The 1,398-nt window shown below is 34.1% G+C and carries 1 protein-coding gene; it reads left to right on the top strand.

Translation table 11 applies throughout. The features are described from left to right. Positions 1 to 140: 140 nt before the first annotated feature. On the top strand, positions 141 to 1,358 hold the full coding sequence (locus AC27VX_RS23675) for an IS4 family transposase (RefSeq protein ID WP_488698429.1): 1,218 nt from the start codon (positions 141 to 143) through the stop codon (positions 1,356 to 1,358). The last annotated feature ends 40 nt before the right edge of the window (positions 1,359 to 1,398 follow it).

Raw genomic sequence — 1,398 nt, 5'->3', positions numbered from 1 at the left:
TAGTCATGGTCGGAAGATTTTTCTTCCGACTTTTTGTTTTTAGACATTCAATATTATTGTTTTAATTAACTGATTATCAGTTAATTAATTTGTTTTATTGTTTGTTTTTTTGTATCTTTGCTACTGATAATCAATTGTTTATGTCAGTTTTTAAAGATCACAAGATATCACTTAAAAATGTTTTAGAATTTATTCCCGAAGCCCTTTTAAGCCATCTTTCTGCTACTACTAAAGTAGATTATTACAGTAAGGTTCTGCATGGCAAAAAAATGTTCTACTTGCTTTTGTTCTGTATTTTCGATAACGAAAAATTAAGTCAGAGAACTTTGGAAGATACTTTTAACAGCAGCGGATTTAAGGCATTATTTGGCTTGGGAGAAGAGGAAAAAGTCCGCAGGAGTTCGATTTCAGAGCGGCTTTCAAAAATCGATTCTAATTATTTCAAAGAAATCTATGAACAGATGTACGGAAAATTTTCGGAACTTTATCCCAGGACCGAAATCGAAAAATATAACTTAATCCGTGTTGACAGTACTATTGTTGCCGATACCTGCAATAAGCTTAAGGAAGGCATCGATCAGAAAAGCGGTAAAAAATTGGTAAAATTCAGTTTTTCCTTTGATGGAGTTCTACCATCGGCAGTAGAGATTTTTACGGGGCAAAAGTATTCGACAGAAGACAATGCTCTTGCTGAGGCTATTTTGAAGCAGGTAAAAAAAGAAGAACACCACGATAATATTTATATCATAGACCGGGGCTTACAATCCACCAGAACCATAAAAGAATTTGAAGAAAAAGATATAAAATTTATTGTTCGCTCTAAAGAAAACAGAAAATTTGAAGAGATCGAATCTTTTCTTAAACCGGAAAGTACTGTAGAATGGGATAGCTGGAAAGTTATTAAAGACAGTAAGGTAAAACTTTACACGGGAAAACCCATCCAAAACAAACGTGGAAACATCCATCATCGGGAAGAAAAAGTGGAAACACATTTTAGGCTGATGGTCATAAAAAACGAAAAGACAGACAAAGAGTTCTGGTTTATCACCAACGAATTTGAACTTTCTGCCAAAGAAATATCGGATTATTACCGTAAAAGATGGGATATTGAGGTGTTCTTCAGGTTTATGAAACAAGAGCTCAATTTAAGTCATCTTGTTTCACTTAATAAAAACGGAATTGAAGTGATGGTCTATATGACGATGATCGCTTCTATGTTGTTATTGATCTACAAAAAAGCAAACGACTTAGGATACAAAACGGCAAAGAGACGCATTACTATGGAACTTCGCGATATGATTACTGCCATTCTAATCCTTTTTGCAGGTGGTGATCCTGCTAAAGTCTTCAAAACATAAACACAAAAAATATGGTCGGAATTTCTTCCGACCATAACTA

The sequence above is a fragment of the Chryseobacterium sp. 14P4.3.2 genome (assembly GCF_057799275.1).
Note: the sequence above shows the minus strand (reverse complement) of the source record. Positions and strands in the feature narration are given on the sequence as shown.